29 protein-coding genes are annotated in these 26,053 nt (G+C 39.8%); 10 read left to right on the top strand and 19 right to left on the bottom strand.

Annotated features, from left to right (window positions below; translation table 11 throughout):
* Window position 1 precedes the first annotated feature (1 nt).
* The 8 genes from rplV to ABLC00_RS16485 form a co-directional block, all read right to left on the bottom strand.
* Window positions 2-331 carry a 50S ribosomal protein L22 gene (gene rplV, locus ABLC00_RS16450; RefSeq protein ID WP_001982638.1) on the bottom strand — a complete coding sequence of 110 codons (330 nt, stop codon included), beginning with the start codon at window positions 329-331 and terminating at the stop codon, window positions 2-4.
* An 11-nt stretch (window positions 332-342) separates the two neighbouring features.
* Window positions 343-618: a 30S ribosomal protein S19 gene (gene rpsS, locus ABLC00_RS16455; protein WP_001138119.1), complete on the bottom strand. Its 276-nt coding sequence runs from the start codon at window positions 616-618 to the stop codon at window positions 343-345.
* A gap of 13 nt (window positions 619-631) precedes the next feature.
* Window positions 632-1,456, bottom strand: coding sequence for a 50S ribosomal protein L2 (gene rplB / locus ABLC00_RS16460; RefSeq protein WP_002049686.1), 825 nt, complete (start codon window positions 1,454-1,456; stop codon window positions 632-634).
* An 11-nt stretch (window positions 1,457-1,467) separates the two neighbouring features.
* Window positions 1,468-1,788 (bottom strand): 50S ribosomal protein L23, encoded by a 321-nt coding sequence (rplW, locus tag ABLC00_RS16465; RefSeq protein WP_002049693.1) that lies wholly within the window; start codon window positions 1,786-1,788, stop codon window positions 1,468-1,470.
* Entirely contained in the window at window positions 1,785-2,387 is a 603-nt protein-coding gene (gene rplD, locus ABLC00_RS16470) for a 50S ribosomal protein L4 (protein ID WP_348941194.1), read from the bottom strand. The genes rplW and rplD overlap by 4 nt, the downstream gene beginning before the upstream one ends.
* A gap of 11 nt (window positions 2,388-2,398) precedes the next feature.
* Entirely contained in the window at window positions 2,399-3,037 is a 639-nt protein-coding gene (rplC, locus tag ABLC00_RS16475) for a 50S ribosomal protein L3 (RefSeq protein ID WP_002049740.1), read from the bottom strand.
* Window positions 3,038-3,094: 57 nt separating this feature from the next.
* The gene (gene rpsJ / locus ABLC00_RS16480) at window positions 3,095-3,406 is read right to left on the bottom strand and encodes a 30S ribosomal protein S10 (protein WP_000070912.1); all 312 of its coding nucleotides are present in this window, start codon (window positions 3,404-3,406) and stop codon (window positions 3,095-3,097) included.
* A gap of 252 nt (window positions 3,407-3,658) precedes the next feature.
* A complete protein-coding gene (locus ABLC00_RS16485; RefSeq protein WP_004711809.1) occupies window positions 3,659-4,387 on the bottom strand; it encodes a type 1 glutamine amidotransferase in 729 nt (242 codons plus the stop codon).
* Between the two features lie 168 nt (window positions 4,388-4,555).
* Between ABLC00_RS16485 and ABLC00_RS16490 the strand changes: the two genes are divergently transcribed.
* The 6 genes from ABLC00_RS16490 to ABLC00_RS16515 all read left to right on the top strand — a co-directional run bounded on the left by ABLC00_RS16490 (window position 4,556) and on the right by ABLC00_RS16515 (window position 10,716).
* Window positions 4,556-5,746 carry a PLP-dependent transferase gene (locus ABLC00_RS16490; RefSeq protein WP_033846991.1) on the top strand — a complete coding sequence of 397 codons (1,191 nt, stop codon included), beginning with the start codon at window positions 4,556-4,558 and terminating at the stop codon, window positions 5,744-5,746.
* 43 nt (window positions 5,747-5,789) lie between these two features.
* Window positions 5,790-7,325 (top strand): helicase HerA-like domain-containing protein, encoded by a 1,536-nt coding sequence (locus ABLC00_RS16495; RefSeq protein WP_032011508.1) that lies wholly within the window; start codon window positions 5,790-5,792, stop codon window positions 7,323-7,325.
* A gap of 143 nt (window positions 7,326-7,468) precedes the next feature.
* Window positions 7,469-8,233, top strand: a complete 765-nt coding sequence (locus ABLC00_RS16500; protein ID WP_004711803.1) for a globin domain-containing protein — start codon at window positions 7,469-7,471, stop codon at window positions 8,231-8,233.
* 86 nt (window positions 8,234-8,319) lie between these two features.
* Window positions 8,320-8,757 (top strand): Rrf2 family transcriptional regulator, encoded by a 438-nt coding sequence (locus ABLC00_RS16505; protein WP_004884584.1) that lies wholly within the window; start codon window positions 8,320-8,322, stop codon window positions 8,755-8,757.
* A gap of 108 nt (window positions 8,758-8,865) precedes the next feature.
* Complete coding sequence (yihA, locus tag ABLC00_RS16510; protein ID WP_004884586.1) at window positions 8,866-9,642, top strand: ribosome biogenesis GTP-binding protein YihA/YsxC; 777 nt, start codon at window positions 8,866-8,868, stop codon at window positions 9,640-9,642.
* 123 nt (window positions 9,643-9,765) lie between these two features.
* A complete protein-coding gene (locus tag ABLC00_RS16515; RefSeq protein WP_079378128.1) occupies window positions 9,766-10,716 on the top strand; it encodes a metal-dependent hydrolase in 951 nt (316 codons plus the stop codon).
* Window positions 10,717-10,760: 44 nt separating this feature from the next.
* Here the strand turns inward: ABLC00_RS16515 and ABLC00_RS16520 are convergent, their stop codons facing one another.
* Both ABLC00_RS16520 and ABLC00_RS16525 read right to left on the bottom strand, forming a co-directional pair.
* Complete coding sequence (locus ABLC00_RS16520; RefSeq protein WP_031944200.1) at window positions 10,761-12,026, bottom strand: dicarboxylate/amino acid:cation symporter; 1,266 nt, start codon at window positions 12,024-12,026, stop codon at window positions 10,761-10,763.
* A 108-nt stretch (window positions 12,027-12,134) separates the two neighbouring features.
* Window positions 12,135-13,007: an acyl-CoA thioesterase II gene (locus tag ABLC00_RS16525; RefSeq protein ID WP_033854461.1), complete on the bottom strand. Its 873-nt coding sequence runs from the start codon at window positions 13,005-13,007 to the stop codon at window positions 12,135-12,137.
* Window positions 13,008-13,282: 275 nt separating this feature from the next.
* Between ABLC00_RS16525 and plsB the strand changes: the two genes are divergently transcribed.
* Window positions 13,283-15,856, top strand: a complete 2,574-nt coding sequence (gene plsB / locus ABLC00_RS16530) for a glycerol-3-phosphate 1-O-acyltransferase PlsB (RefSeq protein WP_004711794.1) — start codon at window positions 13,283-13,285, stop codon at window positions 15,854-15,856.
* 42 nt (window positions 15,857-15,898) lie between these two features.
* On the opposite strand, the gene adeT2 is transcribed toward plsB, so the two are convergent.
* Both adeT2 and ABLC00_RS16540 read right to left on the bottom strand, forming a co-directional pair.
* Complete coding sequence (gene adeT2 / locus ABLC00_RS16535; RefSeq protein WP_004711792.1) at window positions 15,899-16,885, bottom strand: putative multidrug efflux protein AdeT2; 987 nt, start codon at window positions 16,883-16,885, stop codon at window positions 15,899-15,901.
* Between the two features lie 79 nt (window positions 16,886-16,964).
* Window positions 16,965-17,780 carry an NAD(P)H-binding protein gene (locus ABLC00_RS16540; protein WP_006580703.1) on the bottom strand — a complete coding sequence of 272 codons (816 nt, stop codon included), beginning with the start codon at window positions 17,778-17,780 and terminating at the stop codon, window positions 16,965-16,967.
* 20 nt (window positions 17,781-17,800) lie between these two features.
* Here ABLC00_RS16540 and recG point away from each other — a divergent pair, with 20 nt between their 5' ends.
* A complete protein-coding gene (recG, locus tag ABLC00_RS16545) occupies window positions 17,801-19,846 on the top strand; it encodes an ATP-dependent DNA helicase RecG (RefSeq protein ID WP_004884596.1) in 2,046 nt (681 codons plus the stop codon).
* Entirely contained in the window at window positions 19,839-20,474 is a 636-nt protein-coding gene (locus ABLC00_RS16550; RefSeq protein ID WP_031982346.1) for a ComF family protein, read from the top strand. The genes recG and ABLC00_RS16550 overlap by 8 nt, the downstream gene beginning before the upstream one ends.
* 2 nt (window positions 20,475-20,476) lie before the next feature.
* Here the strand turns inward: ABLC00_RS16550 and ABLC00_RS16555 are convergent, their stop codons facing one another.
* Both ABLC00_RS16555 and ABLC00_RS16560 read right to left on the bottom strand, forming a co-directional pair.
* Window positions 20,477-20,878: an NUDIX domain-containing protein gene (locus ABLC00_RS16555; protein ID WP_033846993.1), complete on the bottom strand. Its 402-nt coding sequence runs from the start codon at window positions 20,876-20,878 to the stop codon at window positions 20,477-20,479.
* Between the two features lie 14 nt (window positions 20,879-20,892).
* Complete coding sequence (locus ABLC00_RS16560) at window positions 20,893-21,474, bottom strand: TIGR00730 family Rossman fold protein (RefSeq protein WP_002049746.1); 582 nt, start codon at window positions 21,472-21,474, stop codon at window positions 20,893-20,895.
* Between the two features lie 157 nt (window positions 21,475-21,631).
* On the opposite strand from ABLC00_RS16560, the gene ABLC00_RS16565 reads away from it, so the two are divergent.
* Window positions 21,632-22,645, top strand: a complete 1,014-nt coding sequence (locus tag ABLC00_RS16565) for a CorA family divalent cation transporter (RefSeq protein WP_002049699.1) — start codon at window positions 21,632-21,634, stop codon at window positions 22,643-22,645.
* A gap of 74 nt (window positions 22,646-22,719) precedes the next feature.
* Here the strand turns inward: ABLC00_RS16565 and ABLC00_RS16570 are convergent, their stop codons facing one another.
* Genes ABLC00_RS16570 through ABLC00_RS16590 form a run of 5 tightly spaced genes read right to left on the bottom strand, consistent with a single transcriptional unit; the run spans window position 22,720 to window position 25,961 of the window.
* A complete protein-coding gene (locus tag ABLC00_RS16570; RefSeq protein ID WP_000250997.1) occupies window positions 22,720-23,007 on the bottom strand; it encodes a lipid asymmetry maintenance protein MlaB in 288 nt (95 codons plus the stop codon).
* Window positions 23,008-23,018: 11 nt separating this feature from the next.
* Window positions 23,019-23,660, bottom strand: a complete 642-nt coding sequence (locus tag ABLC00_RS16575) for a phospholipid-binding protein MlaC (RefSeq protein WP_002049753.1) — start codon at window positions 23,658-23,660, stop codon at window positions 23,019-23,021.
* A gap of 26 nt (window positions 23,661-23,686) precedes the next feature.
* Complete coding sequence (locus ABLC00_RS16580; protein ID WP_002049738.1) at window positions 23,687-24,370, bottom strand: outer membrane lipid asymmetry maintenance protein MlaD; 684 nt, start codon at window positions 24,368-24,370, stop codon at window positions 23,687-23,689.
* Window positions 24,370-25,146: a lipid asymmetry maintenance ABC transporter permease subunit MlaE gene (mlaE, locus tag ABLC00_RS16585; protein WP_001091949.1), complete on the bottom strand. Its 777-nt coding sequence runs from the start codon at window positions 25,144-25,146 to the stop codon at window positions 24,370-24,372. Before mlaE ends, ABLC00_RS16580 begins: the two co-directional genes overlap by 1 nt.
* Entirely contained in the window at window positions 25,143-25,961 is an 819-nt protein-coding gene (locus ABLC00_RS16590; protein ID WP_004711782.1) for an ABC transporter ATP-binding protein, read from the bottom strand. The genes mlaE and ABLC00_RS16590 overlap by 4 nt, the downstream gene beginning before the upstream one ends.
* Window positions 25,962-26,053 lie beyond the last annotated feature (92 nt).

The following is a 26,053-nucleotide window of genomic DNA, read 5'->3' on the forward strand; positions in this document are numbered from 1 at the left end:
ATCAAACCCCTACCTTAACGGTGATGTGACAAGTACGCTTAGTAATACGATCTGCACGGCCTTTAGCACGTGGCATAATACGTTTAAGGCTCATGCCTTCATCAACGTAAATCGTAGAAACTTTAAGATCGTCAACATCTAAACTGTTATTGTGTTCAGCGTTTGCAATCGCAGATTCCAATGCTTTTTTTACTAAAACAGCAGCTTTTTTATTGCTGAAGTTTAAGATATTTAAAGCATGCGCAACAGATTTGCCGCGAATAAGATCTGCAACCAAACGTGCTTTTTGTGCCGAGATAGCGGCACCGCGTAATTTAGCAGTTACTTCCATCATGACACCTATTAACGTTTAGATTTCTTGTCAACACCGTGACCACGATAGGTACGAGTTGGCGCGAATTCACCGAGTTTATGACCAACCATATGCTCAGTAACAATTACTGGAACGTGATTACGACCATTATGAACAGAGATTGTTAAACCAACAAAATCTGGAAGGATCATCGAACGACGAGACCAAGTTTTGATCGGCTTGCGAGAGTTACTAGCAACAGCCGCTTCAACCTTAGCGAACAAGTGCGCATCGACGAATGGGCCTTTTTTCAGAGAACGAGGCATTAGTCAGATTCCTTTACTTGACGCGACGGTCGCGAATAATCATCTTAGTCGTACGCTTATTGGTACGTGTCTTGTACCCTTTAGCTTTTTGACCCCATGGGCTTACAGGTTGAATACCTTTGTTACGCCCTTCACCACCACCGTGTGGGTGGTCAATCGGGTTCATCGCCATACCACGTACGGTAGGACGAACACCACGCCAGCGTGAAGCACCAGCTTTACCCAATGAACGAAGGTTGTTTTCTTGGTTAGAAACTTCACCAATTACAGCGCGGCATTCAACATGCACTTTACGCATTTCGCCTGAACGAAGACGAATAATCGCGTAAGAACCATCACGACCCAACAACTGAACAGAAGCACCAGCAGAACGCGCTAATTGTGCACCCTTACCAATTTTAAGTTCAACGTTATGAAGTGTAGAACCGATCGGCATATTACGAAGTGGCAAGCAGTTACCTGGACGAATTGGAGCATCGTTACCAGATTGTACTTTATCGCCAGCACGTAAACCTTTAGGTGCAATGATATAACGACGCTCACCGTCAGCATATTTCAATAAAGCAATATGTGCTGTACGGTTTGGATCGTATTCAATACGCTCTACAACAGCTGGGATGCTGTCTTTGTTACGTTTGAAGTCAACGATACGGTAGTGTTGTTTATGACCACCACCAACGTGACGAGTAGTAATGTGACCGTTGTTATTACGACCACCAGTACGTTTTTTAGCTTCAACCAACGGTGCGTAAGGAGCGCCTTTGTGAAGATGGTCATGAACCACTTTCTCTACAAAGCGACGTCCTGGAGACGTTGGCTTACATTTTTGAATCGGCATAATTTTCGTCCTTATTCCGCTGCGCTTTCAGCGGTATCGCCCAAGTCAGCCATTTCAACATCTTGGCCGGCTTTCAGGGTGACGTATGCTTTTTTAACATCAGAACGACGTCCTAATGTACGACCAAAGCGCTTAGTCTTACCTTTAGTAATAGTTGTGTTAACTTTAACAACTTCTACACCAAAAAGTTTTTCAACTGCTTTTTTGATTTCAAGTTTAGTAGCATTGATGTCTACTTTAAATACTTGAACACCAACAGTATCACCTAAAACTTGTGCCTTTTCTGAGAAGACTGGTCCTTTAAGGACTTGATAGATACGTTCGTTGTTCATCCGAGTTCTACCTCAATTTTCTTAGCAGCAGCTACAGACATCACAACTTTATCAAACGCGATCAAGCTTACAGGATCGATTGCAGTTGCATCCACCACATCTACATGTGGAAGGTTACGTGCTGCAAGATATAATTTCTCATCTACAGCGTCAGTAACGATTAATGCACGAGCAGCATTTAAGTCGTTAAGTTTTGCAAGCAATTCTTTAGTTTTTGGAGCTGCAACAGCAAACTCTTCAACTAATACAAGGCGATCTTGGCGAACAAGTTCAGCTAAGATACATTGCATTGCACCGCGGTACATCTTACGGTTTACTTTTTGAGACCAATCTTGTGGACGAGCAGCAAAAGTTTTACCACCACCAACCCAGATAGGGCTACGAATAGAACCCGCACGAGCACGACCAGTACCTTTTTGACGGAATGGTTTTTTACCACCGCCAGAAACGTCTGCACGCGATTTTTGAGCACGAGTACCTTGACGACCACCTGCTAAATAAGCAGTAACAACTTGGTGTACAAGAGCCTCGTTAAATTCACGTCCGAAAGCAACTTCAGACAATTCAACAGCAGAGCCGGAAACAGTTTTCAAATTCACGGTATTTCCCCTCAGGCCTTGATGGTAGGACGTACAATTACGTCACCGCCAGTTGCACCAGGAATTGCACCTTTAACAACTAAAACAGAACGTTCAGCGTCAATAGATACGATTTCAAGACCTTGTACTGTTACGCGTTCATCACCTAAGTGACCAGCCATTTTTTTGCCTTTGAACACGCGTCCAGGAGTTTGGTTTTGACCTGTAGAACCTAATACACGGTGAGAAACTGAGTTACCGTGAGTAGCGTCTTGGGTACGGAAGTTCCAACGTTTAACACCACCTTGGAAACCTTTACCTTTTGATTGACCAGTTACGTCAACAATTTGACCAACTGTGAACAAATCAACGCCAATAGTACCGCCAACTTCACGACCTTCAAGCTCAGCTTCAGTAACACGAAATTCTTTAACCAAGCGACCAGCAGCAACACCAGCTTTCGCGAAGTGACCTTTCTGAGCGTTAGTTACGCGAGATTCGCGACGTTCACCAGTAGTTACTTGAACAGCTTGATAACCATCAGTTTCAAGTGTTTTGATTTGCGTAATGCGGTTTGGATCGACTTCGATGACTGTAACAGGTACAGAAACACCAGCATCTGTAAAGATGCGAGTCATACCACATTTGCGACCGACTAAACCAATAGCCATGTGCATAAACCTCTAAAAAAGCGGCCTAATTAACTAATCGTTAATTAACCGAAAGCCTTAACCCAAAGCGATCTGAACATCAACACCAGCTGCAAGATCCAACTTCATCAATGCATCAACAGTTTTATCTGTAGGTTGAACGATGTCGATCAAACGTTTGTAGGTGCGGATTTCGTACTGGTCACGCGCATCTTTGTTAACGTGCGGTGAAGTAAGAACGTTGAAGCGTTCGATGCGAGTAGGCATCGGAATTGGACCACAAACTTGTGCGCCGGTACGCTTAGCGGTTTCTACGATCTCTTGAGCAGATTGATCAATCAGACGATGATCAAAAGACTTAAGACGGATACGAATTCTCTGGTTAGACATACCAGTAAACTCCAAGCCAAATATATAAAGAATCACCTTTGACGCATCTCACCTATTGGTAAGTGTCAAAGGCAGTGATAATCACCAAGGTCGTGATCGATGCCACGACTGTAATGCACATTTACTACTTTCTTCGCAGTAAATGCCCTCTTCTTGAGGGTCGCTCATTATAACGATTGTTTAAGTCTTATGCAATTCTCTTTTTCTATTTTTTGCTCAAATTCCACTTTAGCTACGTATTAATAATTCATTCTATGCATTTATTACAAACTCAATTGCTTTATTTAAGAGTTGATTACCTTGTTCAAATTTCTGTGCTTCTGAAGATTGCAGTTCATGTGCAGATTGAACATATTCTCCGTCAAAAATAGATAGCTCTTCTTCATTTTCCAGTAAAAGCTGTAAAGCTGCTGGTGTCATTTCCGGATGAAATTGAAAACCTAATACATTTTTCCCAATCTGATACATTTGATTACGGCAAGCAATGCTCTCAGCCAAACGTATAGCTCCTTTAGGTATTTCAAATGTTTCACTATGCCACTGCATCACATTGATTTCTTCAGGTAGCGGAAAACTTTCTTGTGGTAAGTTTGCAACTCTTTGAACTGTCGACCATCCTAGTTCTTGATAACGATTACGGCTTACTGCTGCACCCAATGCATTCGCAATTAGCTGCCCACCCAAGCAAAGACCTATTGCTGGTTTCCCTGCTGCCAAATATCGACGCAACCATCTTTTTTCTATTTTAAGCCATGGATAGTTTGCCTCGTCATTTACACTCATGGTCCCACCCATAATTAGTAGTAAGTCAACTTCTTCAATACGAGGTAAAGCTTCTATTTCAAGTGACCGATCTACGGGAAGTGCAAAGAATTCTGTAGAGCTAATAGTGGCGTGATGCGCTTTTAAAAACGAATAGCAACTTCCAAAACCTTCGCCAGCAATATGTTGAAAATAGTGAACACGTAAATGCGACTTCATGCGCTTAAACCTATTGTTGTTAGAATGTTGGTTTGATATTTGCAAAAATAAAGCCAAGTTTTTAGTGAATGTTACAGTAGTAACGAAACATCTTAGAATTAACCAAAAATCTGGCGAATAAATCAGTTTTCTCTTAATCTAATCTTATTATTTAAAGCATAGCGCCCCATGAAAAAGCATAACAATTTCCAAACCCGACTCATTCATGCACCACGAAAAGCACCACAATTTATTGAAACTGTGCAACCTCCCTTATTTCGTGCATCGACTATTATTTTTAAATCAACTACGCACCTTTTTGACCGTCACTGGACCGACCCTTATGATTACAGTTATGGAACGCACGGTACACCAACCACATTTACCTTAGGCGACAATATTGCTCAAATTGAAGGTGGCTTGTACTGTTTACTTGCACCCAGCGGCTTATCTGCAATTAACTTAGTTAACTCTGCTTTTTTAGCAACAGGCGATGAAGTTTGGGTCCCGGACAATATATATGGCCCAAATCTAGAGCATCTAAACCACTTAAAAGATCAATATGGTATTAGTGTCAAAATTTATAATTCAATTGATGTATCAAGTTTTAAGCCGACTGAAAAAACCAAGCTCTTATGGATAGAAGCAGCAGGTTCAGTGACTCTTGAATTTCCCGATCTTAAAGAACTTGTTAAAAAAGCCAAGTCACATGGAGTTGTAACTGCTTTAGATAATACTTGGGGCGCTGGACTTGCATTTAATGCTTTTGATTTCTCTGATGAGCACTTCTCGGTAGATCTAACCGTACATGCACTAACAAAATATCCAAGTGGTGGTGGTGATATTTTAATGGGAAGTGTTGTAACACGTGATGAAAAACTGTATCACCGCCTGTTCCGTACACATGCCATTCTAGGTATTGCTATCTCAGGAGATGATGCAGCACAAGTTCAGCGCAGCCTCGCACATATGTCACTACGATATAAACAGCAATCAGATAATGCAAAAACCTTATTGGAATGGTTGAAGCAACAGCCTCAATTTGCACAAGTTCTACATCCAAGCGATAAAGCCTCTCCAGGTCATCAATATTGGCAAGAGATTTGCACTACAGGTAAGAGTGCAGGATTAGTCAGTGTCATATTTAAACCTGACTATGATATTTCAGCAGTACGCCGTTTTTGTGACGCTCTTAAGTTATTTAAACTTGGCTTTAGCTGGGGTGGACCAGTTAGTCTGGTTATGCTTTATGATTTAAAAATGATGAGGAAACTTGAGAATACACATTTACAACAAGGTTTATTGGTTCGTTTGTGTATAGGGCTAGAAGATCCTCAAGATTTAATTCAAGATATCGAAAATGCACTAAAACATTTGTAAAACGACAACATCAATAGTGGCTCGCTCCAAGGGATAAAAATATATGGGTACACCGATTGTTATTGCAAAAAACATTAATGACACATCAAAAGAAATTGTTTTGCTTTCTCAATTTGCCAACCGACATGGCCTGATTGCAGGTGCTACGGGTACAGGTAAAACTGTCACCCTAAAAGTTCTTGCAGAAAGTTTTTCTCGAATCGGTGTTCCCGTCTTTCTTGCTGACGCAAAGGGTGATGTTTCAAGTCTTGCAAAAGCTGGCGAGGCCTCGGATAAATTTAATGAACGCTTAAAGCTTCTACAAATTGATAGTGTTCCATTTGCGGCTAATCCCGTTATTTTTTGGGATCTATTTGGGCAACAAGGCCATCCTATTCGGACCACTATTTCTGAGATTGGACCAATTTTATTAGCACGCATACTTAACCTAAATGATACTCAAGAAGGTGTTTTATCTGCTGTATTCCGCATTGCAGATGATCAAGGATTACTGTTAGTCGACTTTAAAGATCTGAAAGCTATGATCACCTTTGTGAGTGAACATGCGGCAGAATTTAAAGCCGAGTACGGCAATCTATCTCCAGCTAGTTTAGGAGCAATTCAGCGTAATTTACTCGCTCTTGCCGACCAAGGTGGAGACCAGTTCTTTGGAGAGCCAGCTTTAAATATTCTAGACTTTATACAAACTGATGCTAATGGTCGTGGCTATATCAATATTCTTGCTGCAGACAAGCTCATGAATACACCTAAGCTATACGCCACTTTCTTGTTATGGATGCTTTCTGAATTATTTGAACAACTTCCTGAAGTTGGTGATATGGATAAACCAAAACTCGTGTTTTTCTTTGATGAAGCTCACTTGTTATTCGACAACGCCAGTCAAGCTTTACAACAAAAAATTGAACAAGTTGTACGTTTAATTCGCTCTAAAGGCGTCGGTATTTACTTTATCACTCAAAACCCACTTGATTTACCAGAGAGTGTTTTGGGTCAGCTCGGTAACCGTGTGCAACATGCCCTACGCGCCTTTACCCCCAAAGATCAAAAAGCAGTAAAAACTGCTGCAGATACATTCCGTTCAAATCCTGATTTTAAAGTGGATGAGGCAATTACACAGCTAGCCGTGGGTGAGGCACTTATTAGTTGTCTAGATGAGCAAGGTACTCCACAAATTGTTGAACGTGGCTGGGTTATGCCTCCTTACTCTTCTTTTAGCCCTATCACACCTGAAGAACGAAAAACTTTAATTGAGCAAAGTATTATTGCTGGCGTCTATGAACAAGTCGTAGACCGTGAGAGTGCATATGAAATGCTCCAAAATAAAGTCGCTGAGCGTGAACAACAAAAACAAGATGCGGAGCTTGCCAAAGAGCAAGAAGCTTTAGAGAAACAGCAAGCTAAAGAACAAGAACGTCTAGCACGTGAACAGCAGAAAGAAGAAGAACGTGCGGCAAGAGAACGAGCAAAATTGACTCAAGATATTGTTGGAACTTTTGCAAAAAGTGCCGCTCGAAGTTTAGGGGGTAGTACTGGACAAAAATTAGTACGAGGATTACTCGGTTCATTATTTGGAAAATAAAAAATAATCAAATCAATCAATTAAATTAAGGGATGTAATATCCCTTAATTTTTTTAAGGTTTTTGTAAAAAAGCTATTGCCACAATTTTCTTAAAGATGTATTTTAAATACATCTTATATAGCCAGATAATTAAGGTCTAGCCATGACTCCACAACAAATTGAACTCGTTAAATCTACTGTACCTGTATTGCGCGAACATGGTGTTACTCTGACCACATACTTTTATAAACGTATGTTGAATAACAACCCAGAATTAAAAAATGTTTTTAATCTTGATGATCAAACCAGCCTACGCCAACCTCGTGCTCTTGCAGCAGCAGTACTCGCATATGCTGAAAATATTGAGAATCCTACAGTACTTGCCAAAGCAGTTGAACGCATTACCACGAAGCACGTGAGTTTAGACATTCAGCCAGATCAATATGCAATTGTGGGCGATAACTTGCTTCATTCAATTAGTGAAGTTTTAAATGTTCCTTTTGAATCAGAACTCATTGAAGCGTGGAAACAAGCTTATTTACAGTTAGCAGATATATTAATTGGTGTTGAAAAACAAAAATATGCGCAACTTGAGAGCTTAAAAGGTGGATGGGCTGGTTGGCGTTCATTTGAAATCACACAAATTGATCCACTTGAGTCTGGCAAACGTTTCACTTTAAAAGCAACTGACCATGAAGATGTATTAACTGGCCCAGCAAATGCCTTTATTTCTGTAAAAGTTCAAGTTCCCGACCAACAGCTTGAACAACCTAAAGCATTTAAATTCACAGAGGCTCAAGAAAATAATACTTATCATTTTGATGTTCAGCCTGAAGAAAACCATACAGAGTTCTCAGTTTCGAACATTTTGCTTGAACACTATAGAGTTGGTGATCAAGTACAAGTTTCAGCCCCTTTAACGCTGTAATTGAAAAAGCTCTAGCCTGAAAGTTTTATTCTTTAAACTTTCAGGCTAAGATGATCAACCTCTTATCCTTTTGTTTTTTGGTGATCATGCAACTTAATAAATTTACCGATTATGCTTTAAGAATATTAATGTATGTCGCTCGCCCAAGTGATGCACCGTATACAATTGCAGAAATCGCTCAAGATTTATATGTTTCACAAAATCATCTCGTGAAGGTTGTCCATTTTATGGGTAAACAAGAGTGGATTATTACTATTCGAGGTAAAGGCGGTGGAATTCGTTTAAATCCAAAAGCTTTAGATTTAAAGCTCGGCGCAATTGTGCGAATTTTACAAGGTGATCATCAAATTGTTGAATGCAATACTCCTCCTTGTGTTTTACGCTCGCATTGTGGTTTAAAAGGAATTCTTGATCAGGCTTTAGAAAGTTTCTATCAAAGTTTAGATCAGCATACCTTAGGTGAAGTTTTACAACAGCCTAAAACTGCATCCGACACATCCCCTATTTCCTTTTTGCAAATCTAATGTTTGTAATTCTATTTATCTTTACAACCAAGCTTACTGAAAATTAGCAAGAATAACCAAGCTCCTTTATACTAAGCGCGAGCCCTCTCATTTAAAAAGTTATTTTTTATGCGTCGTAGTGAAAAATCGAAAGACACCAAAGCCAGACTAGCACCCAAGCAAAAGATCAGTTATGAAAAAAAACCAGACCCGGCGATCACGGAATATGCCGTACAATCTTTGAACTGGTTACGCCAAGCTGAGTTTTTAATGAGTGCACCTAAATTGGCACTTTGTGTTGAAGATAGTGGCTACGAGATTGCTTTTGCAGGACGCTCAAATGCTGGTAAGTCTAGCGCTATTAATGCTTTAACTAACAAAAAACAACTCGCGCGTGCCTCAAAAAAACCTGGCCGTACGCAAATGATTAACTTCTTTAGTTTAGGTAATCCCGATCAACGTTTAGTTGACCTTCCAGGCTATGGTTATGCGGCTGTACCAGAGGATATGAAACGTGTTTGGCAAAAAGAATTGGAGAACTACTTAATCCATCGTAAAAGTTTACAAGGATTAGTTTTACTCATGGATATTCGCCACCCTTTACAGCACTTTGACATGATGATGCTAGAGTGGGCTTATTCCCGCCATTTATTTGTTCATATTCTTTTAACCAAAGCAGACAAACTTAACCGTGGTCCAGCAAACAAAGTTTTACTTGAAGTTAAACAACAATTGAAAAAAATGAAGCTTGATTTCTCAATTCAGCTTTTCTCTTCATTAAACAAACTAGGCTTAGAAGAACTCGCAAGTGTAATGGCTGGACGTCTACACTTCACACTTGAGCAACAGCCTGAATTTGACGTCGATGCGATCCCGGAAGCAAGCGATGAGGATGCAGAAGAGTAAATCGTCAAAACAGATACAATTTCTTTATTAAATTTATATTCAATTGGCCCCTATTGCTAAACACAAATGTAGGGGCTTTTTTTATACTCGTTATAACTTCATCGAGTTAAAAATCAGGACTAAATGATGAAATTGCTATCTTTTTTGAAGAATAAGGCTTTAGGTTCTTCTATTGATTATAAAATTCTTCCACGCAAGGTAAAATTTGACTGGAAAGATACCCCTGTAGACTGGATTCCAAACCAACCGTTTGCAAGTTATTTTATTAATGAAATTAATAATATCTTGCCTGCTGGAGAGTTCTGGTTCTGTCGACTCTATAATAAGGTTTTACCTCGTATTACCGATGAAAAACTTAAACAGGATGTCCAAGCATTTATTCGCCAAGAAGCAATGCACGCAAATGCACACACTTCTGCCAATAAAGAATATTTAAGCGCACGTAATATTGATATCCAGAGAAATCTGGACATTATGAATTATCTATTTACCACTGCTTTGGCAGATAAACCTTTTGATAAAGAAGTTCCTCAGTTCTTACAGGAACAATGGGATTTATTTCGTTTAGGTGTTATCGCAACTGTTGAGCATATGACCTGTGTACTCGGTAAATATGCGCTTTATAACAACCGTTGGGAAGAATTAGGCGCAGATCCAGAAATGGTAGATCTGGTTAAATGGCATGGTTCTGAAGAAATTGAACATCGCACCGTAGCCTTTGACTTATATCGTCATCTTGGTGGCGGATATATTCCACGTTACTATTTAAGCCTTGCTGTTATTACCCTTGTCCTTGGATTATGGGTAGACGGCGCTGCGCATATTATGAAGCAAGACCCTCGGTTTGCCGATGCGGCCAAATCTAAATTTTTTCCAGTTTGGGTTGCTGTAGAGTGGTACAAGATTAGCCGTAAAGATAATCAGGTATTACCAAATCCATTTTGGCTTATTGCTCAGCAAATTGACTATCTCATGCCTTGGTACGATCCAGTTAAAGAAGGTAGCACTGAAGATGCGGTAAGTTACTTATCTCAATCTCCAGCAGCAAAAAGAGCCGAGCTACAAGCCGCTTAAAAATAAAAAAGCAGGATTTTTAATCCTGCTTTTTTATTTAGCGATTAGAAACTGATATCTTTCTCTTTGGTATATCGATCTACAACTACACTAATCATCATATCGCCCTGTACATTTACCACTGTTCTTACTGTATCGAGCAACCGGTCGATTGGAAGTAAAATAGCAATTGCTTCGGCTGGTAACCCCACAGATTGCAATACCATAATCATAGTGACCATACCCGCACTTGGAATTCCTGGTGCACCAAGTGATGCAATCATCGCTGTTAAGCACACAACAATTTGCTGGGTCAGGTTTAAGTCTAATCCCACTAAATTTGCAACAAAGAGCGCAGCGGCAGCCTCATATAAAGCTGTACCATCCATGTTAAGTTGAGAACCTAAAGGAATCACAAAACCTGCCGTTTGAGGACGAACACCTAAGTTTTCCTGTGTGCACTTCATACTCAGCGGCATTGTTGCAGAGCTCGAACTTGTTGCAAACGCAGTAATTAAGGCTGTACGTGTACCTTTGAAAAAAGTCCAAGGACTCATACGACCAACAATCCAAAGCAGTAATGGCAAAACAACAGCACCATGGAAAATAGTGGTTCCAGTTACAACAACAGCAAACTCTGCCAAGCGGCTTAATACTGAAATATCTTCGGTAGCCATTAATTTAGCAAGTAATGCAAAAATTCCTAATGGTGCCAACTTCATGACCCATCCCACTAGCATCATCATCATTTCAAAAAACTGATGACTCAATAAGCGGATACTCTTAAAGCGTTCACCACCTTGAACCAACGCAAAACCCACAAATAGTGCAAACACCACAACAGCTAAAACATTTCCATCACTAAATGCTTTAAAGGGGTTAATTAACGTATTTTGAATAAAGTTAGTAAAGAAAGTTGCTGGGTTTAAGCTATCTGGTGCTTGATAGTTTTGCATTGATGCCTGAAAAATTGAAATATCTACGCCTCGCCCCACCTCAAATAAATGAGCACAGCCAATACCCAAGATTAAGGCCAATGTGGTGGTGGTGATAAAACATAAAAACGTAATTTTCCAAACAGGACCTAGCTGCCCTCCTGCCTGTAAATTTGAAACTCCCACAACAATAGAGCTGAAGATTAACGGCACCAACAACATTTTAAGCAGCCCAATAAAGACACTACTTAATATGCCTAACCCGTATAAGCTATGCTTTACAAAAGCAGTATCAGGATACATGGTAAGCATGAAGCCAAAGGCTAAACCTAAAATGGCAGCAATCAGAATTTGTGTATTTAAGTTCATATCAGCATTATTTTTTTCAGTAGGCAATCCTTTTGCAAATATGACATGAGCTTGCTTTTCATTCGAGCAATTTTTTGTCACATCCTTTCAATTAAAATAAAAAAGCCATCTTATGAGATGGCTTTATAAATAAGTTTACTGTGTTTCAATTTCCCGCAAACGAATTAAACCCTCTTGTACCGTACTACATACAAGTTGGCCATTTTGCCACATACGGCCAAAATTCAAACCACGAGAAGCTGCACTAACTGTTGCTTCCATGTCATAGAGCATCCATTCATCAGCGCGAAGTGGGCGATGGAAATAAATGGCATGATCAATACTGGCACACTGCAAACTTGGAGAAATATAGCTTAGACCATGTGGTCTTAAAGCCGTAGTCATCAAAGTAAAGTCCGAATAAAACGCCACAATTGCTTGATGTAAAGCGATATCATCAAGTTGTTTTGGAATATGGTCATGGGTACGGATATAGTGCGCATTATATGGCGCTTCCGGTTGTGGTTGAAATGGATTGACTGGATCAATCGGACGTATTTCAACATGACGTTCACGCATGAAACTTGCACGAACATTTTCCGGTACAAAATTAAGAATACCTTCTTTCAGTTCATTTTCCGACTTTAACGTCTCAGGAGCTGGATATTCTGGTTCTGAGTGTTGGTAGTTCAAGCCTTCTTCAGGATTGGCGAAAGATACCATTGCAGAGAAAATAACTCGTCCATGTTGGACTGCCCGAACCTGACGGCTGACAAAGCTTTTTCCATCACGCAAGCGATCTACTTCATAGATGATTGGAGCATTAATATCGCCACCATATAAAAAGTAAGCGTGCATAGAATGCGCAGGACGGTCAGTTGTATAAGAAGCTGCACGTAAAGCCTGCCCTAAAACCTGACCTCCAAAAACACGTTTACCGACCAAATTACGGCTAATTCCACGGTAAATATTTTCTTCAAGCTTTTCTAAAGTGAGCAGCTCAACCAGTTCTTGGGTTAACGCATTCATGAGAGATACCTTCATATTGCAGGCAAAATTGGTATTAAAGGACAGATGTGTAGAATCTATTGTGCCATAAAAAACTATTTGTACATGGAACAATCAGTCAACTTCTGACGAACATTGCCCTTAAAGCAGCTAAAAATACGATTTTTAACGATAAAAAATGCCAAAAGCATTATAATTTATAAGAAAGTAGCATATTGTTTTTTTTAATAAATGCCTCAAAATAATTACCCTCTGCATTTGGTGCTGGGATTTGTCTTTAAGAAGTAGGAGTTCTTATGTCCAAGAGTGGGTTTGGTCAAATGTATCGTCGGCTTTCAAGTAAGCTACTTGACCTCGTGGTAACACCACATGTTCTTGGGGAAGTTCCTACTGAACCAGTATCAGAAACATCGGAAACTGAAGCAAAGACTGAGCGCCAAAAGGTAGTGTGCTACGTCTTGCAAAATCATTCTCGCAGTAATGCGTTAGTGGTGGATGGGGAAACTCGCCGTTTAAATTTAAAACCTGCATTAGATCCGTTAGTCATCGGTTCTCATCAGGAAAAAGCATCAGTTTTATTTTTACAACATAATGATGAAAATAACCTATTAAATCCCCCCCCTCATGCTTTTCCACCTCGTTTAATTAAACTGATTGAAGTTTTACAAGCAAATCCTGAGCTCGATATAGAACTGGTTCCAGTAACCGTTTTATGGGGCCGCTCTCCAGATAAAGAAGACTCTTGGTTTAAGCTATTGTTCTCAGACACATGGGCAACACCAAGTACTGTTAAACAGCTTGTGAATATTGGTTTACATGGTCGTCAATCTTATTTAGAGTTCCATGAACCACAGTCTTTGCGTGACCTCGTTGAATATGCTCAACAGCATTATCCGAACCTTTCACCAGCGACTTATATTGTGAGCACTTTAAATGACTACCTTGACCGCCAACGTGAAGTTGTTTTAGGCCCTGACTTATCAGATCGCCGCAATGTCATGCAGTCGGTATTAAAGTCTCGTGATGTTCAAGAAGCTATTCGACGCGAAAGTATTCGTGGCAAAATCAGCATGCTTGAAGCAGAGCGCCGTGCGATTGGTTATGTCAACGAAATCGTATCTGACTATTCTCACTCAGCAGTTCGTTTTGCAGATTTAGCATTAACACGCTTATGGACTCAGCTTTATGACGGCGTAGAAGTTCATAACTTCAGCACTGTTCGTGAGCTCGCAAAAGACTATGAAATTGTTTACACACCATGTCACCGTAGCCATATTGACTACTTATTACTGTCTTATGTGATCTATAAACGTGGTTTGATGGTTCCGTATATTGCTGCGGGCGACAACTTAAACTTACCTTTCGTTGGTCAGCTTTTACGTGGTGGCGGTGCCTTCTTTATTCGCCGCTCTTTCCGTGGTAATGGCCTTTATACTTCGGTATTTAAAGAATATTTATATAGTATTCTTTCTCGCAACACACCACTTGAATACTTTATTGAAGGTGGACGTTCACGTACAGGTCGTTTATTACCACCGAAAACTGGCATGCTTGCAATGACCGTTCATAGCCATTTACGTGGCCGTGCCAAGCCAATTGTATTTGTACCAACTTATATTGGTTATGAACGTCTTATGGAAGGTTCGACCTATGTAGGCGAAATGCAAGGTAAGCCAAAAGAAGCTGAGTCTATTTTTGGTATTTTAAAAACACTTCGAAAAATTGAACGCATTTTCGGTAAGGTACACGTTAACTTTGGTGAACCTGTTTTTCTAGACGACTTGCTTAAACAGCACAATGCAGAAAATGTCTACATTGAAAAGAATGACGACCCAGTACCACCCGCTGTTTCAGAAGCAGTGAATAGCTCTGCAAATGCAATTTTAGAGAATATTAACCGTGCGGTAGTGATTAACCCGGTTTCTTTACTTTCAATTATTTTACTTGCAACACCAAAGCATACGCTTGATGAAGAAATCTGTATTAAACAGCTTGAAGCTTATCGCAATTTGGCATCAAATTTCCCTTATGATGCACGTACAGAAGTAACGCCTTTATCTGGTAAGGAAATTATTGCTTACGGCTTAAAACTTAAACTCATTAAGCGTGTACAGCATGCTCTTGGTGACATTATTGCGATTGAAGATAACCAAGCCGTTCTCCTCACTTATTTCCGTAATAACATTTTGCATGCTTTCGTTTTACCTTCATTGGTTGCATCTCTTGTTGAGCATAACGGAAAAATCAGTCGTACTGATTTAAGTAATGTCATCTATACACTTTACCCGTTCTTAAAAGCTGAACTATTCCTTAAATGGAAAAGTAGTGAACTTAAAGAACAGATTGAACAATATGCAGATGCATTGGTTCAATCAAAACTTATTGAGCAAGATGATGAAGGTAACTTGATTAGCTCTGCACCAAATACTGAAGAGCACAATCAGCTTGTTGTATTGGCAACACCTGTTAAACAAAGTCTTGAGCGTTATTACATGACGTTAGCTTTAATCACACAGCGTGGTTCAGGCAATATTTCAACAAAACAAGTTGAAGAGTTAAGTCATTTGTTAGGCCAACGTTTGTCTGTACTTTACGAGTTTAATTCTCCAGAGTTCTTTGATAAAGCCTTGTTCCAAAGCTTTATCAAAGTCTTAACTCAACAAAATTACATTCGAACAAATGACCAAGGCCAAATCGAGTTTGATGATAATTTCCGTCAAATGGCAGCAGGCGCACAGTTAGTACTTGATGAAGTAACGTTACAGATGTTGCAACACATCACCACCTTTACTGATGAAGAGTTAAAAGAAGCCCTTGAAGCAATGGCATCTCAACAAGCTAAACGCCGTTTAAAACGTAAGAAATCTTAAATTTTTAGTCAAAATAAAAGGCAACTCAGGTTGCCTTTTATTTTATCGACGCATAGAACATTCAAAGTAACGTGGATCATCGATACAACGTAAGCGTTTCATTAGCTCAACAAAGTATGCATCATAATATCCAGAGCGAACATATTGATTCCGTATTTTGGCCACCATAATGTCATAGCTCTGCTTTTCGTAAAAAGAAACATCTACCCAATAATAGGCAGGTAAATGATTTTCCCACTGCATTGCTCTATTCGTTAGTAATTGACTATTTTGCACAAACCAAGCCCGAATTTTTCGTCCAAAATTGGCAGGATAAGCTTGAGGTTTAATAATTAGATTTACCCCGAAATAAGCCAATGGAAAATTAATCACTTGAGTGTCTGGCCCGAAATCTTTCTGTAAGTTATAAGGTAAAAGACCATAAATCGGTGCAGGCATAATATCGATTTTATTTTGCTGGAACTGGGCAATTGCATTGGATAAATCAACATAGACTGGCTGCGCCCCTACACTTCTCACCAAAGCCTGCTGTGGCGGATTATTAGCCAAGACTCCGACTCGCTGGCCTCTAAGCTGTGCAACTTTTGATATTTTTTTGTTTTTCATGACCATGTACGCTGTTCCTACTGGAATCATACCGACCACTTCATAGTCTTGATTAATGAGTTTTTTCTCAATTGTAGGATGGTTTAAAAGCTGCAATAAATTTCGGGCGGTTCGGTTATTAGGTATAAGACCAATACCCGAACTGCTCCCCATAAAATGATTGTACTGATAAGTATTAAAGTTACTTGCTGCTAGCCCCGAACATTTCCCCTCATCAAAAGCTTGTATAGCTTGCTGCTCTTTTTGATAACTGACGACCTTGAACTTGACTTGATATTGCTGAGCATATAATCGAATGTCGTTTAAACGACGCGTTATATCCCCTTGGGTACCCATAGGATCATATGTACACCACACCTGATCTTGAGCCCAACTCGCAACTGACATTACGCTCAAAATAAGAGCTAAACAAAATTTCTTCACTTGCAACCTTTTTTTCTTTATCGGCAATTTGATTGCCTCTTCTGGTATTTCTATTGTTATTTAAAGTTTAGTCTAAATTTTAATTTGTACCATGAGCATTTAAACATAATAAATAGTCATTAAAGCAAATCGGATGTTCAAGCTGAAAACCTGTTTCAAATAAATGTTTCGCATATATCTTTTTACCTGAAACATGGGCTGAGTCTAAAGTAAGAAGTGGTAAATCCAACTGACTTTGGAACCACAGTAAAACTTCATGTAAAGGTACAGGAGCATTATTTGCAACAAGATAACTCTTATGCGGTTTTTCAAAATCGGCTAAAAATGCTAAAAATCTTGCTAAATCATCGATATGAATACGATTACTATAGTGAATATTTGGATAGGACTGGGTGTTTTCAGCCATGCGTTTTAATCGGTCAATCGAAGTACCATAAATCCCTGTAGGACGTACAATCACGCACTGAGCTGGAAAGTATTTCTGCCAAAGCAATTCCATATTATGCAGGATATGTCCTTGAGCATCATTCGGGTGAATCTCACTATCATCATTAATAGTTTCACCAGAGTTTTCACCATATACACGTGTAGATGACACAACAATGAGTCTTTTGACCGGATGTGATTTTAATGCTTGACGAATAGGTTCAATACTATCAACGTAAGTATGTTGATAACCTTGAACTGTACTATCGTCTGGAGAAAGTAAAATATACACTACATCTACAGGCGCAATTTCACTTAAATCAAGTGTAAAAATATCCTGTACGAGGTGTTTCCCGTAAGGATCTGTTTTTTCGCTACGGCTGATTGTGGTAATTTGATGTCCTGTCTCAAATAGTTGTTTAGCAACACGCTGAGATGTTTTACCATAACCGATAAATAATATATGCATAGAGAACTCGTTGAGGGGACATGACTTCAGTCCATCAGTTACAAGGCGTTGGATCGGCTTCAGCAGCCCTACTCGAAAAACTAAATATTTTTACCACAGATGATTTACTGTTTCATCTGCCCCGTGATTATGAAGATCGCAGTACCATTATTCCTATGAATCAATTGGTGGTTGGTCGTAGTTATTTACTCGAGGGTGAAGTCAAATCTGTTGATTTCCCTCCAGGTAAACGTAAATCTATGGCCGCATTAATACAAGATGAATTTGGTAAGGTGACTTTACGCTTTTATCATATTTATAAAAATTTAACCGACAAAATAAAACCTGGTAACCGTTTACGTATTTTTGGTGAAGTTCGCGTAGGTGCAAGGGGACTTGAGCTTTATCATCCAGAAATTCAGCTCATTAATGAGCATACGCCTCTACCCAAAACGCAGCTCACGGCAATTTACCCAAGTACTGATGGTTTAACGCAACCTAAGTTACGTGAATATGTTAAACAAGCGTTGAAGCATCATAGTGATGCTCTACCTGAGCTGCTTCCTAAACAATATACAAATGGATACGCACTCAAAGAAGCCCTACATTACATTCATGAGCCACCTGTCGATGCCAATATGATTCAATTGGCCCAAGGGTCTCATCCTGCTCAGCAACGCCTTATTTTTGAAGAGTTGGTCGCACATCAAATTAGCCTTCTCACGCGACGTGCTTATATTCGTCAAATTGCCTCGCCTGCTTTTCCGAGTAGTAAAGTACTTGCAAAAAAACTGTTAGAAGCTCTTCCCTTTCAAATGACCAACGCACAAAAGCGTGTATCAAAAGAAATTTTAAGCGACTTAAAACAACACCAACCGATGTTACGCTTAGTACAAGGTGATGTAGGTGCAGGTAAAACTTTAGTTGCGGCAGTTGCTGCATGTCACGCCTTAGAAGCAGATTGGCAAGTTGCCTTAATGGCACCTACCGAAATTTTAGCAGAGCAGCATTATTTAAATTTTAAACGCTGGTTTGAACCTTTAGGTATTACAGTAGCTTGGCTGTCAGGCAAACAAAAAGGTAAAGCACGAACACAAGCTGAACAACAAATCAAAGAGGGCCATGCCGAGCTTATTGTAGGTACGCATGCTTTGTTTCAAGATAATGTTGAGTTTGCCAAACTAGGACTCGTGATTATTGATGAGCAGCACCGCTTTGGGGTGGATCAACGATTAGCCTTACGCAACAAAGGCGCAGAACAACTCACACCACATCAACTCGTCATGACTGCTACGCCAATTCCTAGAACATTAGCAATGAGTGCTTATGGCGATTTGGATACATCGATTATTGATGAATTGCCGCCAGGCCGAACTCCAATTCAGACCGTCACAATTCCGCTAGATCGTCGTGAAGAAGTGCTAAATCGAATTGCTACAAATTGCCGAGAAGGTAAACAAGCCTACTGGGTATGTACTCTGGTTGAACAGTCCGAAACTTTAGATGCTCAAGCTGCGGAAGCCACTTATCAAGAAATGAAAGAGCGCTTTCCTGAACTTAATATTGGTTTGGTCCATGGCAAAATGAAAGCTGATGAAAAGCAATCTGTCATGCAAGCATTTAAAAACAATGAACTACAACTGCTAATTGCAACAACTGTTATTGAGGTTGGGGTAGATGTACCTAATGCCTCAATTATGGTCATTGAAAATGCTGAACGCTTAGGTCTTTCACAACTACACCAATTACGAGGTCGAGTCGGACGAGGTGCAAAGGCTAGTTTTTGTGTTCTTCTCTATAAACCCCCACTTTCACAAAATGGGCAAGAAAGACTTTCAATTTTAAGAGAAAGTAACGACGGCTTTGTCATTGCTGAAAAAGACCTTGAATTACGAGGTCCGGGTGAATTATTAGGAACAAAACAGACAGGTGATATGGGCTTCCGTGTCGCACGTTTAGAACGAGATGATCATTTACTGAGTCAAGCGCATTACGTTGCACAACAAGTTCTAAAAGATTACCCTGAGCAAGCTGACGCCCTCTTGAAACGGTGGCTGCCTGAAGCACCTCGATACGCTTATGTTTAAGTTGTTCAACCCTCAATATCTTTTTCAGTTATTGTCCCCTTGCCTATTATGTGAAATAGGAACACGGGAAAAATATTCACTTTGTAAAGAATGTTGGGAACAACTACCGTGGCTTAAGCAAACAGTTCAGCGCAATGATCAATCTGTTCTTGTGGCTTGCCACTACGCATATCCAATTAATCGCATAATTCAGCAGTTCAAATATGAACAAAAATTACACTATCAAACCTTACTTGCCGAAGTCTTACAGCAAATAAAATTTCCTAAGGTACAAGCCATAGTACCTATGCCTATTTCTAAACAACGCTTAACTGAACGTGGTTTTAATCAATCCTTATTACTCGCCAAACTTTTAAGTAAACAATTAAAAATACCTGTTTGGCAGCCTGTGCAGCGCCTAAATGAACGCTCTCAAAAAGGATTGTCTCGCCTCGAAAGATTTGAAAATATTGAACAGCAATTTGTTGCTATGACTCAAGAAAAACGGCGTTACCGTCGTGTGCTGATTATTGATGATGTAATCACAACAGGAAGTTCAATTCACGCTTTAAGTCAGGCACTAAAACAGCTAGGGTGCACATCTATTTATGCAAGTTGCCTAGCTGCTGCCTCATCTACATCATATTAAAATTATAGAGTTGTAGATAAGTTCTGCTCACACCATGGAATTACAATTTCTTTGGTTAATGGCGCAAGTTTTGTCTCGGAATCATTAAATTTTATCCACTTCATTTCAGCAATCTCGGCTGCAATTTGTGGAGACTGTTTCAAACGAACTAAATATAAATGACTAATCAGCGTATGATCTGGTTCATTGGCTGCTGCTGTCACAAAACGGCCTATAAACCGCTCTATTACACACGAGCTACCTATTTCTTCCAAGATTTCACGTTGTATAGCAGTTTCCGGAGCCTCATTCGGCTCCAGTTTACCGCCTACTTGCATAAAAGCCTGTGTATTACGCTTTCTAACAAGCAATAATTCATTTTGTTCATTTAAGATCACCGCAGCGGCGACCGTAATTGTTTTCACCTATCTAACCTCATTTATGGTTGAACATCCGCATTTGTCCATTTTGGAGCAGGCGGCTGATATTGTTCAAATTGCTGAAGAATATCCTCAATTTTATCCGAAGCGATCAATTTATCGGCAAACCTTGCTTGGCTAAAACCTTTATCTACAGTTCCTTGAACCATTTTAAGCAAATCTTCATAAAAGCCCGCTACATTTAGAAAAGCACACGGCTTTTGATGAATACCTAATTGTGCCCATGTCCATTGTTCAAAGATTTCTTCCAATGTACCTGCCCCACCTGGTAAAGCAATAAAACCGTCCGATAGATCTGCCATTTTGGTCTTACGCTCATGCATATTCTCGACGACATATAGTCTTGTCAGCCCGGGATGAGCTAACTCGCGATCGACTAAAGCACGAGGAATGACGCCAATGACTTGTCCACCGGCTTGTAAAGCACTATCAGCGACAACGCCCATTAAACCCGAACGACCACCACCATAAACAAGAGTTTTACCTTGTTTAGCAATAGTTTGACCGGTTAATTGAGCAATTTGTTGAAAGATTGGGTCTGAACCTAAAGATGAACCACAGAAAATACAAATTGAATTCATAGTATAAAAACCGTTTTATTGAACTGTCATGCTGACAAACTAGACTATCGACAGAGTTTTTTTTTGCAAAATAGCGTATTGGCAAGTGTTTTTCGGCAAATCCTTGTCTAAAATACACCCATCAATTTCCATCAGACTGCGTGAGGAAAAAAGACACATGCTTGAAGCCTTTTATGCCACAGAACGCGGAAGTCTGGAAGATGCCACCATCAACGGTGGATTTGATCTACATCCCGAATTAGTATGGCTTGATCTAATTGCACCCTCTCAAGAAGAACAACAATGGGTCTTAGATGCCTACGATCAGAACTTACCTACACTAAAGTCGCTAGAAGACATTTCATCTTCTGCTCGATTCTACCGTGATGATGACGGCATTTTGCATATCAGCACCTATTTTTTAACGAAAAATAAAAATTATCAGGTTGATGGAGATGCGGAAGATTCATCACATATGCTTGCCATGGTACAAACCGTAGCATTTATTTTACATAAAGATCGCTTATTTACTTTGCGTGGTGAGAAGCTAGTTGCATTTCGTGCATTTCGTGCGCGAGCTCGTCGTAATGACTATGAAATGGATTACAAAGATCCAACTTGGATTTTATTGGGCTTGCTTGAAGCAAAACTGGATGAGCTTGCGGATATCTTAGAAGATATCCACAAGGATCTAGAAAAATACTCTACTGAGGTGCTCAACAACCATCAACGTGAGAAGATTTTAGACCTTGATGACATGATTACCCGCTTGGCTCAACAAGAAGATATGCTTGGAAAAGCTCAACTGTGTTTAATTGATTTACGAAGAGTCTTAACATTTTTATCTCGTCCACGTGCCTTAGGCAGTCATATCTACGATGCAGATATCCGAGAGCTCAGTGAAGACGTTCGTTCACTTGTAGAACATGATGCTTTCTTATTCCAAAAAGTACGATTCTTGCTTGATACAACGTCTGGGTTCATTAACACTGAGCAAAACGATACGATTCGTCGATTCTCGATTTTACCAAGTATGTTAGCACCACCAATGCTGATCGCGAGTATCTATGGCATGAACACTGAAGTATTGCCTTTTGCTCATGGTAAAAGTAGTTTTATCGCAGTCTTATTAATCATTATTGGCTTTTTTATTGGCCCTATCATTTATTTCCGCTGGAAAAAGTGGATTTAAAGCCTGTCCATATTCACCAATCCTTTATATAAAAAAAGCACCTAAATTTAGGTGCTTTTTTTATCTTTGCATAATCAGACCAAATGTAGATCTTCTTGCAAATGGCAAGCTTGAATGATTTTCAGCATCTTCTCTGGAACATTTTTAAAATGTAATCCAGACTTCTGTGGCGTCTGACGTAACCATTGAACTAACACCGCCAATGCTAACGTATTACCATGCTCAAGCTGTTTTAAATCAACAATTAGAGGAAAGCTAGTCTGCTTTTTAATAATTGCCAATCCAGCTTGATATTGTTGTTCAGCATTTTCAAAATCGATTTTGCCTGAAACAACTAACTCTTGGTTAAGATACTGAACCACTCTTCACCTACTTATTTTTGTTTGTTCTGATTAACAGCAGCATCTGCATCAGGTTGGAACGTAGCAATTGCTTTATTTAAATCGCCACCATTACGCTTAACAGTTGCAGCAAACTGGTTGCGGAACTGTAATCCTAAATCAATACCAGAAACATTGATGTTACGGATTTTCCACTGCGAACCTTTGTCAGCCAACTGGAACGACACAGGAATTTTATCGCCATTGTGGTTGAAGTCTAAAGTTACAACAGGGTTTTTGCCTGCAGTCGCTTTATAAGGACGCATGGTGTAAGTCTGGTTTGTATACTTAGCAAATGCACTACCGTAATTCTCAATTAATGTGTTACGGAAGTTTGTTTCAAACTGAGCACGCTGTGCAGCCGTACTATACTGATTTGTCGCATAAGTACCCATCACAATACGAGTGAACGCTTGTGAGTCAACATACGGATCTAAATTTTGACGTATGATTGATTTAACTAAAGCAGGGTTGTTTTGCAACTTGGCATGATCTGTTTTTAAACGAGCAATCAAACCATCAGCAACACGCTTAATAAAATCAGGTGGTGCTTCTGAAGGTGCAGCAAAAGCTGTACCAGCAATCATAGTAGACAAAACACTTGCTGTCAGGGTTTGTTTAAACAACTTATTCACCTGGAACCACTCCTTCAAATAATCTCTTACTCAACAAATGACGGCTGTGCGCTGCTGTCAGTACTTGCAGGAGCTTTTTCTTCTGCTGAGGATGATGAACCAGCGGCAACTTTACCTGCGCCACCACCAGTAATAAATTTACTAATTAAATCTTCTAAATCCATCGTTCCTTGGGTATTAGAAATTGTATCGCCACGTTTAAGGTAGTTAAGACCACCACCCGGTACGATTTTTAAATATTTCTCACCCAATAAACCATTGGTTGCAACCATTATATAAGCATCTTCATCAATACTGGTGATGGATGACATGTTACTGATCAGTTGCTGTTCCATTGTTTTTTGTTGCGCTGGAGTCGCTTGCGTATAATCAGAACTATAACGTAATTCGTCTAAAGCATTTTTTTGAACTTCTTTTAACTGTTCAGCATTAAAACTTGTCAGTTTTCCATCAAGATCAAAAGTTACTGTAGCTAAACGTGTAACCGGATCAAGCGTGATTGAATCAACACGACCAATTGTTACACCGCTCATCGTTACTTTAGCACGTGGTTTAAGTCCGTTAACATTATCAAACTGAGCTTTCATGGTGTAACCTTCGCTCAAGTTTGTACCCACCAAACCACTTACTTTCATCGCTAAAAAGAATAAAGCAATACCGAAGATAATGACAAAGATACCTACGGCCAGCTCACTAGTACGTGATTTCATTAAATCCCTCCGAACATGACCGCAGTCAACACGAAATCAAAACCTAAAACACATAATGAAGAATATACAACCGTTCGGGTCATTGCCGTTGCAATGCCTTCAGGTGTTGGATCACATGCATACCCTTGGAAAACAGCAATCCATGTACAAAGTAAAGCAAATACAATGCTCTTAATGATGCCATTTACAACGTCATGGCCAAATTGAACATTATTTTGCATACCACTCCAGAAGGAGCCTTCATCAACGCCAAGAAAGTCAACACCAACCAATTTACCGCCAACGATACCAATCGCAGCAAAGATAACAGTTAACATTGGCAAACTGACTATGCCAGCCCAAAGACGTGGTGACACGATTTGCTTTAAAGGGTCAACACCAATCATTTCCATACTGGCAAGCTGTTCACTTTGTTTCATTGAACCAATTTCAGCAGTTAATGCAGAACCTGCTCGTCCAGCAAATAGTAAAGCAGCAACAACTGGTGCAAGCTCACGCAGTAAGGTTAAAGACACCATAGTGCCTAGCATTGATTCACTACCAACATTGACCAATATTGAGTAGCCTTGCAATCCGAGTACCAGACCAATAAATAAACCTGATACCGTGATAATAAGTAAAGACATTACCCCTACACGATGCATTTGATAGACGAAACGTCCAAAACCGCCTGCTGAAGGTAATGAAAAAATAATTTGTAAGAGCATCAGTGCCGCAACACCAATCCCTCGAATCCGCTCAATAACGAGTCTACCTAACCAGGCAATCGTATTCATGGACGAACCTCGTTATCTAAATAAGCTTGGTGGCTAAACTGGTACTCAACCGGACCTTCTGCAGAACCGGTTAAGAACTGTTTTACAAATGGAGAAGCATATTTTTGCAATTCTTCTGGTGTTCCTTCCCCTTGAATTTTTCCTTCTGCCACAACATAAATGTAATCGGCAATAGATAGGGTTTCAGGAACATCATGCGAAACAATAATGGTGGTTAAATCCAAAGCTTCTCGCAATGAGCGTATGAGACGTGTTAAAACACCTTTTACAATCGGGTCCTGCCCTGCAAAAGGTTCGTCATACATAATTAAATCTGGATCAAGCGCAATTGCACGAGCTAAAGCAACTCGTCGATTCATACCACCCGATAGCTCAGTAGGCATAAGCTGTTCTGTTCCACGCAGGCCAACAGACTCAAGCTTTAAAGCGACCAGTTCAGCAATCAGATTTTCAGAAAGCTTTGTATGTGCACGAATTGGAAAAGCGACATTTTCATACACCGACATATCGGTAAATAAAGCACCACTTTGGAATAGCATTCCCATACGTGCACGCGCTGCAAACAATTCCTGACGTGACATTTGAGCAATATCTTTACCATCAAGCAAAACTTCACCATGATCGGGAACAAGCTGCCCACCAATCAGACGTAATAAAGTCGTTTTACCTGTACCAGATGGTCCCATGATGGCCGTAATCTGGCCTCGACGTATATTTAAACTAATATTGTCATAAATGACGCGTTCCCCTCGATTAAAACTCAAATTTTTCACTTCAATGAGTGACTGAGTCGAGAGAGGAGTTTTATTATTCATAATGGCAATCATTCCTGCACTTTTATGCCCGCATACTATAACACTGAATTTTGAGAATCTTGTTGTAATTTTGACAAAAGCGAAACAAGCTC

This window comes from Acinetobacter nosocomialis (assembly GCF_041021905.1).
Lineage (GTDB): Bacteria > Pseudomonadota > Gammaproteobacteria > Pseudomonadales > Moraxellaceae > Acinetobacter > Acinetobacter nosocomialis.

Coding starts and splice junctions, on each gene's coding strand:
- ABLC00_RS16495 (WP_032011508.1), top strand. CDS start 5,790: ATGGGTACACCGATTGTTATTGCAAAAAACATTAATGACACATCAAAA.
- ABLC00_RS16550 (WP_031982346.1), top strand. CDS start 19,839: ATGTTTAAGTTGTTCAACCCTCAATATCTTTTTCAGTTATTGTCCCCT.
- recG (WP_004884596.1), top strand. CDS start 17,801: ATGACTTCAGTCCATCAGTTACAAGGCGTTGGATCGGCTTCAGCAGCC.
- ABLC00_RS16540 (WP_006580703.1), bottom strand. CDS start 17,780: ATGCATATATTATTTATCGGTTATGGTAAAACATCTCAGCGTGTTGCT.
- rplW (WP_002049693.1), bottom strand. CDS start 1,788: ATGAACAACGAACGTATCTATCAAGTCCTTAAAGGACCAGTCTTCTCA.
- rplC (WP_002049740.1), bottom strand. CDS start 3,037: ATGGCTATTGGTTTAGTCGGTCGCAAATGTGGTATGACTCGCATCTTT.
- ABLC00_RS16590 (WP_004711782.1), bottom strand. CDS start 25,961: ATGAATAATAAAACTCCTCTCTCGACTCAGTCACTCATTGAAGTGAAA.
- plsB (WP_004711794.1), top strand. CDS start 13,283: ATGTCCAAGAGTGGGTTTGGTCAAATGTATCGTCGGCTTTCAAGTAAG.
- ABLC00_RS16565 (WP_002049699.1), top strand. CDS start 21,632: ATGCTTGAAGCCTTTTATGCCACAGAACGCGGAAGTCTGGAAGATGCC.
- ABLC00_RS16500 (WP_004711803.1), top strand. CDS start 7,469: ATGACTCCACAACAAATTGAACTCGTTAAATCTACTGTACCTGTATTG.
- ABLC00_RS16485 (WP_004711809.1), bottom strand. CDS start 4,387: ATGAAGTCGCATTTACGTGTTCACTATTTTCAACATATTGCTGGCGAA.
- ABLC00_RS16560 (WP_002049746.1), bottom strand. CDS start 21,474: ATGAATTCAATTTGTATTTTCTGTGGTTCATCTTTAGGTTCAGACCCA.
- ABLC00_RS16505 (WP_004884584.1), top strand. CDS start 8,320: ATGCAACTTAATAAATTTACCGATTATGCTTTAAGAATATTAATGTAT.
- rpsJ (WP_000070912.1), bottom strand. CDS start 3,406: ATGTCTAACCAGAGAATTCGTATCCGTCTTAAGTCTTTTGATCATCGT.
- ABLC00_RS16515 (WP_079378128.1), top strand. CDS start 9,766: ATGATGAAATTGCTATCTTTTTTGAAGAATAAGGCTTTAGGTTCTTCT.
- rplB (WP_002049686.1), bottom strand. CDS start 1,456: ATGCCGATTCAAAAATGTAAGCCAACGTCTCCAGGACGTCGCTTTGTA.
- ABLC00_RS16580 (WP_002049738.1), bottom strand. CDS start 24,370: ATGAAATCACGTACTAGTGAGCTGGCCGTAGGTATCTTTGTCATTATC.
- rplV (WP_001982638.1), bottom strand. CDS start 331: ATGGAAGTAACTGCTAAATTACGCGGTGCCGCTATCTCGGCACAAAAA.
- rpsS (WP_001138119.1), bottom strand. CDS start 618: ATGCCTCGTTCTCTGAAAAAAGGCCCATTCGTCGATGCGCACTTGTTC.
- yihA (WP_004884586.1), top strand. CDS start 8,866: ATGCGTCGTAGTGAAAAATCGAAAGACACCAAAGCCAGACTAGCACCC.
- ABLC00_RS16525 (WP_033854461.1), bottom strand. CDS start 13,007: ATGAATGCGTTAACCCAAGAACTGGTTGAGCTGCTCACTTTAGAAAAG.
- mlaE (WP_001091949.1), bottom strand. CDS start 25,146: ATGAATACGATTGCCTGGTTAGGTAGACTCGTTATTGAGCGGATTCGA.
- ABLC00_RS16490 (WP_033846991.1), top strand. CDS start 4,556: ATGAAAAAGCATAACAATTTCCAAACCCGACTCATTCATGCACCACGA.